The sequence below is a fragment of the Oleiagrimonas sp. genome, from assembly GCF_027858935.1.
Classification (GTDB): Bacteria; Pseudomonadota; Gammaproteobacteria; order Xanthomonadales; family Rhodanobacteraceae; genus Oleiagrimonas.
Genome location: NZ_JAQIBU010000056.1, coordinates 1 through 6,644, shown reverse-complemented (window position 1 = coordinate 6,644; position 6,644 = coordinate 1). Strand labels below are relative to the sequence as shown.

At 62.0% G+C, this 6,644-nt stretch carries 7 protein-coding genes; 5 read left to right on the top strand and 2 right to left on the bottom strand.

All coding sequences use genetic code 11. From position 1 onward, the window contains the following. Both dut and PF446_RS02285 read left to right on the top strand, forming a co-directional pair. On the top strand, positions 1-381 hold a 381-nt coding region (gene dut, locus PF446_RS02290; RefSeq protein ID WP_298069287.1), incomplete at its 5' end, for a dUTP diphosphatase. 19 nt (positions 382-400) lie between these two features. Beyond that, a complete protein-coding gene (locus PF446_RS02285; protein WP_298069285.1) occupies positions 401-2,746 on the top strand; it encodes a phosphomannomutase/phosphoglucomutase in 2,346 nt (781 codons plus the stop codon). A 53-nt stretch (positions 2,747-2,799) separates the two neighbouring features. Here the strand turns inward: PF446_RS02285 and PF446_RS02280 are convergent, their stop codons facing one another. Together PF446_RS02280 and pyrE are read right to left on the bottom strand one after the other, a co-directional pair. Beyond that, positions 2,800-3,465 carry a DUF4124 domain-containing protein gene (locus tag PF446_RS02280; RefSeq protein WP_298069283.1) on the bottom strand — a complete coding sequence of 222 codons (666 nt, stop codon included), beginning with the start codon at positions 3,463-3,465 and terminating at the stop codon, positions 2,800-2,802. A 78-nt stretch (positions 3,466-3,543) separates the two neighbouring features. Further along, on the bottom strand, positions 3,544-4,188 hold the full coding sequence (pyrE, locus tag PF446_RS02275) for an orotate phosphoribosyltransferase (RefSeq protein ID WP_298069282.1): 645 nt from the start codon (positions 4,186-4,188) through the stop codon (positions 3,544-3,546). Positions 4,189-4,293: 105 nt separating this feature from the next. Between pyrE and PF446_RS02270 the strand changes: the two genes are divergently transcribed. From PF446_RS02270 to PF446_RS02260, 3 genes are all read left to right on the top strand, one after another. After that, positions 4,294-5,067, top strand: a complete 774-nt coding sequence (locus PF446_RS02270; RefSeq protein ID WP_298069280.1) for an exodeoxyribonuclease III — start codon at positions 4,294-4,296, stop codon at positions 5,065-5,067. Continuing rightward, positions 5,057-6,310 carry an MFS transporter gene (locus PF446_RS02265; RefSeq protein ID WP_343224643.1) on the top strand — a complete coding sequence of 418 codons (1,254 nt, stop codon included), beginning with the start codon at positions 5,057-5,059 and terminating at the stop codon, positions 6,308-6,310. Before PF446_RS02270 ends, PF446_RS02265 begins: the two co-directional genes overlap by 11 nt. An 86-nt stretch (positions 6,311-6,396) precedes the next feature. Continuing rightward, positions 6,397-6,644 (top strand): hypothetical protein (locus PF446_RS02260; protein ID WP_298069278.1); only part of this gene is annotated, 248 nt, incomplete at its 3' end.

Genomic DNA, 6,644 nt, shown 5'->3' with positions numbered 1-6,644 from the left:
GGCAGCGCCGGCATGGACCTTCGGGCCGCGGTCGAAGAACCGCTGACCCTTGCGCCAGGCGAGACTGCTCTTGTCCCCAGCGGCGTGGCCATCCATATTGGCGATCCGGGCTGGTGCGCGTTGATTCTTCCGCGCTCGGGTCTGGGCCACAGGCACGGACTGGTCCTGGGCAACCTGGTGGGGTTGATCGATGCCGACTACCAGGGTCCGTTGATGATTTCCTGCTGGAATCGCGGGTCGCAGGCGTTCACCATGCAACCGGGTGACCGGATCGCGCAGTTGATGTTCGTCCCCGTGGGCCGGGCGAAGATCAACGTTGTCGATGCATTCGACCCGAGTTCGAGAGGCAGCGGCGGTTTCGGTTCCACCGGAGTAGGTTGATCTGGACACGGAGAGGGCGATGAGAAAGGCCGCGGTACAGATCCCATGGCAGGGCCTGATGATTGCGCTCAAGCGCTTCTGGATATTGGCCTGTGCCACGGCATTGCTGGCGTTGTCCGGTTTTTGCGCCTGGCAGACCTGGCTGATCACGCACAAGAGCCGCGATGCCGAGCAGGTGGTCGAGGCCCAGCATCAGGCCGTCCGGAAGCTGGACAGCATCCTCGCTGAGCAGATCAACAAGGTGCAACGCGTACTGCAGGATCCACAGCTGCGCAGCGCGTTGGCCAGGGATAGCGCCGAAGGGCGTGCTGCCGCCGCCAAGCGTGCGGCCGCGCTACTGCCGCAAGCCGTGACCATCCAGTTTTACAGCCCCACATTGGACGAGGTGGTGCACGCCGATTACGACCGCTTCGGCTATTCGCGTGCCGCGCAGCTGTTGGCTGCGCAAAGCTCACCAACGCCGCCGCCGATGCAGTCCATCACCAGCAAAGGACAGGTCGTACTGACGCTGGCTCGACAGATCGGGACCGAAGCACAAACACTCGGTTATGCCTGGGTCGAACTGCCGTCAAAGCCGGTGCGCGAGCTATTGCTGCAGATCAACCCTCATGATGGTCGACTGGATCTGGTCCTTGGCGACGGCGGGGATGGCTTGTTGCTGGCACGCAATGGCAACGTGGGTGCCCGTGTCAGTGATGGCAGCCAGGGGATTGCGATCGCAGGGACACGTTTTCGGGTGCTGGCCGCGCTTCCGCAGGCGTGGATCGTACTGCCAAACAGCCCCCTGTTCGCAGGCTTGATCACGTTGTTGTGCCTGGCGGGTGGCGCAGGTTTGCTGTGGTTGCGCCGCAGGGTGCAGCTGCACGACGCCATGCCGGCGACCGCAGAGCCCTTGCTGTCCGAGGAAGTATCCCGAAACCAGCCGCCCGCGGTGAAACCCAAGCCGGTGGTATCGCAGGGACCCAAGCCAGAGCCCATGCCGCTTGCCGTCGAGCGCACTATTTTCCGGGCGTACGATATCCGCGGTGTGGTGGGCGAGAGTCTGGACAGTCACGTGGCACGACTTATCGGCCAGGCGATCGGCAGCGTGATGCGCGAGAAGGAGTTGACCGAGGTTGTGGTCGGTCGGGATGGTCGACTGTCCGGCACCGAGCTTTCTTCGGCACTGACCGATGGCCTGCGGGAGGCGGGTGTCGATGTGATCGACATTGGTGCGGTGCCCACGCCGCTGGTGTATTTCGCCGGCTATCATTTCAATACCGGGTCCGGGGTGGTGGTTACAGGCAGCCACAATCCGCCGCAATACAATGGCTTCAAGATCGTGGTCGGTGGCGAGACCCTGTCCGAGGGTGCGATCGAGGAACTGTACGAGCGCATCGCCGAGAACCGGCTCGAGAGCGGTGGCAAGGGTCAGTTGCGACGCATGGATGTGGTCGAGGACTATGTCGAACGAATTGCCGATGACGTGCAGTCGGAGCGGCCGCTCAAAGTGGTGGTCGATGCGGGTAACGGCATCGCCGGGGTGATCGGGCCGCAGGTGCTGCAGGCCATCGGGTGCCAGGTCATCCCGTTGTATTGCGAGGTGGACGGGGAGTTCCCGAACCACCACCCGGATCCGTCCGACCCGGAGAATCTCCAGGATCTGATTGTTTCGGTCAAGAGTACCGGTGCAGATATCGGCGTGGCGTTCGATGGCGACGGCGACCGGCTCGGCGTGGTCACCCGCGAGGGCGAGATCATTTATCCCGACCGTCTGCTGATGTTGTTTGCGCGCGATGTACTCACGCGCAATCCGGGAGCGACCATCATCTACGATGTCAAATGTACCGGTCATCTGCAGATCGATGTGCTCAATGCGGGCGGCAGTCCGTTGATGTGGCGTACCGGTCATTCCCTGATCAAGGCCAAGATGCGCGAGACCGAGGCGTTGCTGGCCGGGGAGATGAGCGGTCACTTCTTTTTCCGTGAGCGCTGGTTCGGATTCGATGACGGTATCTACGCCGCCGCACGATTGCTGGAAACCCTTGCCAGCGACCCAGAGGGCCGTACGGTAGAGGAGATCTTCGCGAGCTTGCCCAAAGGGGTCTCGACGCCGGAGTTGAAGATTGCCATGCCGGAAGGCGAGCATTATCTGTTCATGAAGCGTTTTCGCGAAACCTCCGAGTTCGAGGGTGCGCGATTGACGACCATCGATGGCCTGCGCGCGGATTGGAAGGACGGCTGGGGTCTGGTGCGCGCTTCCAACACCACTCCAGTGCTGGTGATGCGTTTCGATGCCGACGATGAGCAGGCGCTCAAGCGCATCCAGACGGTTTTTCGCAAGCAATTGCTGGCGATCGATCCGAAGCTGAAACTTCCGTTCTGATACAAACCGGGGTCGGGGTGACCGGTGGATCGCCGTAACAGGGGTTACCGGACTCAGTCCCCGCTGTTGTTCGTCTCGTCCTCACTGGCGGCTCGCAGCTTGCGATAGCGCTTGATACGGGCATCCATCTGTTTTTCGGCTTCTGCCTTGTCTAGCCTTTGTCGCGCGAGGGCGGCGCGCTGCTCGGTCACACTCGCGCGCTGCTTGTCGATCCGATCCCGCAGGAACTTGGGCACGCTTTCCCCGCTGTGCTTCAAGTCGGCCACATGCGCAAGCAGGTCGGCCAGGTTCTGCTCCTGCGCGTGCAGATTGATCTGGGTGGTTTGCAGGGTCTGGTTGATCTGGTCGATCTGAGCTTGCTGGGCATCCCGGAACGCGCGCACGTTGGGATAGGCCGCGAGCATCTGCTGGTCCTCGGAAATACGGCGCTGCTGCGCGGCATGTGCGGCATCATTCTTGGCCGCGGCGGCCTCGGCTTCTTTGCGTTCCTTCGGGCTCAATTGACGCTGGACGTGGCGCACGACGAGACCGCTGCTGTTGAGCACGTCATAGCCGTTCTTGATGGCCTCGTCGGTCAAACTGTCGCTGTAATGCGGCTGGCCACTGTCATCGATCCAGCTGTAGCGATAACTTTCATGGGCATTGTGCTGCTGCTGTGCCATCGCCGCAGTACTGGCGAACAGCATGCCGATGAAAAGGATGTGGATGATTTTCCGCATAAGTGAAGCCTCCGCGCCCGAGTATAGCCGGGCCGAGTACGTGATCTGTACACGCGTCGTGCGCAATTGTGGGTTGGTTCAACTACAGCCGTATTGGCTGCGATAAGCCTCCAGAGCCTGGCGTTCGATAGCCAGCTCCGGGTGTTCACCGGCATACGCCAGTACGTCCCGGAAACCGGTGATCGCAATCACCGGCACCTGCTCCTGGGCGGTCAACTCCTGGGCTGCGGAAAGGCTGCCCAGTCCCCGCTCCTGGCGGTCCAGTGCGATCAGCACGCCGGCGGGGGTGGCGCCGTGACCGCGGATCAGCGCCAGCGACTCGCGTACCGCCGTGCCGGCGGTCATGACGTCGTCGACGATCAGCACGCGTCCCGTCAGCGGAGCGCCGACCAGGAGTCCGCCTTCGCCGTGGTCTTTGGCTTCCTTGCGGTTGTAGGCAAACGGCAGGTCACGCTGGTATGCGTCGGCCAAAGCGATCGCCGTGGCAGAGGCCAACGGAATGCCCTTGTAGGCGGGGCCGAACAGCATGTCGAAATCGATACCCGACTGCATTGCGGCAGTGGCGTAGGCACGTCCCAGCTGCGCCAGGCCGGCTCCAGAGGCAATCTGGCCAAGGTTGAAGAAATAAGGACTGGTACGCCCGGACTTGAGGGTGAACTGACCAAAGCGCAGCACGCCGCGCGCCAGGGCAAGCTCGATGAATTGACGCTGGTGTTCGTGCACGTGTGGGGTTCCTGCGAGTGGAAGAAAAAATCATCTGCCGCGCGCCACGTCCACGTGGCGTATGGCTGGGTTGCTATGATGCCGCAACCTCAAAGGAAACGTCGCATGCGGATCATCAGTCTCAACGCCAACGGCATCCGTTCCGCCGCCCGCAAGGGCATGTTCGACTGGTTCGACGAGCAGGATGCGGACATCCTTTGCCTGCAGGAGACCAAGGCGCGCGTGCACCAGCTTCAGGACGATCCGGCGTTCAGCCGCGAGGGCTACCACGACTGTTTTCACGATGCGCGAAGCAAGAAGGGCTACAGCGGCGTGGCGATCTATTCACGTGAAAAGCCAGACGCCATCCTCACCGAGCTGGGCCGCGAGGATTTTGACTGCGAGGGTCGCTACATCGAGGCGCGGTTCGGCAACCTGAGCGTGGTCTCGCTGTATTTCCCGTCCGGCTCCTCGGGCGACCAGCGCCAACAGTACAAGTACCGCATCATGCAGTGGTTCGCCCCGATTCTGGACCAATGGCTCGACAGTGGCCGTGACTACGTGGTCTGCGGTGACTGGAACATCGTGCGCAGCGAGATGGATATCAGGAACTGGAAATCCAACCAGAAGAACTCCGGCTGCCTGCCCGAGGAGCGAAGCTGGATCAACGAGCTTGTCGAGGCGCGGGGATGGGTCGATGCGTTCCGTGCGCTGAAGCCGGAGACGGTGGAATACACCTGGTGGTCCAATCGAGGGCGGGCGCGCGAAAACAACGTGGGCTGGCGTATCGACTATCAGCTGGCCACGCCGTCATTGCGGGACCGCCTCCAGGATTGCTCGATCTTCACGGGGGAGCGCTTTTCCGACCACGCACCGTTCACGGTGGACTATGTCGACTGAAAGGATGGGGTCAGCGCCCGGTCGAAACTGGCGTGTGCTGAGCATCGGGCTGCTGGGATTCGCATCCGGGCTTCCGCTTGCGCTGTCGGGAAGTGCCTTGCAGGCATGGTTCACGCAGGCCGGTTTGAGCTTGCGAGACATCGGCTGGATTACGCTGATCGGACAGGCCTATGTCCTGAAGTTTCTGTGGGCACCATTGCTGGACCGGTTGCCGTTGCCCTGGCTTGGTCGTCGTCGGGGCTGGATTCTGCTGATGCAGCTCCTGTGTGGCATGGCGCTGGTCTCCATGAGCTTCTACACCCCGCAGGGATCGGCAGGCACACTGGCTTTTCTGGGGGTGCTGCTGGCTTTTTCCTCGGCCACGCAGGACATCGCGTACGATGCTCACCGCACCGACCTCTTGCGTCCCGAGGAACGAGGCTGGGGTACCGCGATGATGCAGGGCGGCTATCGCACGGCGATGCTGGTTTCCGGCGCGCTGGCGTTGATCCTCGCCGATCATGTCGGTTGGTCCTGGGTGTACCGCTTGATGGGCGTGCTGATGTTCGCGGCGATGGCGGTCACCATCACTTCTCCGGAACCTCCAGACGAGCAGGCGACACGAACCTTCGCAGAGGCTGTGGTGCAGCCATTCGCGGACTTTTTCCGTCGTTACGGTGCGCTGGCCCTGGCGTGGATGGCGCTCATGGTGCTGTACAAGCTTTGCGATGCGTTCGCCTTGTCACTGTCCACAACGTTCTTGCTGCGCGTGCCAAAGTTCAGCCTCACTGAATTGGGAGCGATCAACAAGACTTTTGGTCTGGTCGCAGGCTTGCTCGGCGCGCTGGCGGGGGGATGGGTGGTGACCCGGATGCGCCTGTTTCCCGCTTTGCTGGTGCTCGGCGTGCTGCAGGCGGTGGTCAACCTGGGGTATATCTGGCTTGTGCACAGCGGTCCGGATCTTGTCGCGCTGGCAAGCGTGGTGGGCGCCGAGAATTTCTTCAGCGGCCTCGGCAGCACGGCCTTTGTGGTGCTCGTTACCGCGCTGTGCAACGTGCGGTTTTCGGCTTCGCAGTTCGCTCTTCTTTCCTCGCTGGCAGCTGTCGGGCGGGTGTTCCTGGGACCCTTGGCAGCATGGTTGGTCCCCAACGTAGGCTGGTCCATGTTCTTCGCGATCACTGCCTTGTCGGCAATTCCGGGTTTGATTCTTGTGGTCGCGCTGCGCGGTGCCATCGGACGAGTGGAACAGGTTCGCGTGCATTGATTGGCACGTGATGCAGCCGATCAGGCCCGGATACTTGTCCTGAGGGGATGCGCAGGCCACTATGTTGGTCTCAGGGGGCATGTTGCATGGAGGTTTCGCACGTGCCGGACATCGTGGTTCGCCACATCGAGGACAGCCTGATCGAGCGCATCAAGAGCTTGGCGCGCGAGAAAGACTGGTCGATCAATGACGTGCTGCTGCACGCGCTTCGTACCGGCCTGGGCATGGAAAGCGAGAAGCTGAACGTCGCGTACGAGTTTCGTTACATCGCCGACCTCGCCGGCACCTGGAAGGCCGAGGAGACCGCTGCGTTCGAGGAAGCCCTCAAGGCCCT

What these genes read in the sequence shown, in the direction of transcription:
- PF446_RS02285 (WP_298069285.1), top strand. Translation starts at nt 401, where the DNA reads ATGAGAAAGGCCGCGGTACAGATCCCATGGCAGGGCCTGATGATTGCG.
- PF446_RS02280 (WP_298069283.1), bottom strand. Translation starts at nt 3,465, where the DNA reads ATGCGGAAAATCATCCACATCCTTTTCATCGGCATGCTGTTCGCCAGT.
- PF446_RS02270 (WP_298069280.1), top strand. Translation starts at nt 4,294, where the DNA reads ATGCGGATCATCAGTCTCAACGCCAACGGCATCCGTTCCGCCGCCCGC.
- PF446_RS02265 (WP_343224643.1), top strand. Translation starts at nt 5,057, where the DNA reads ATGTCGACTGAAAGGATGGGGTCAGCGCCCGGTCGAAACTGGCGTGTG.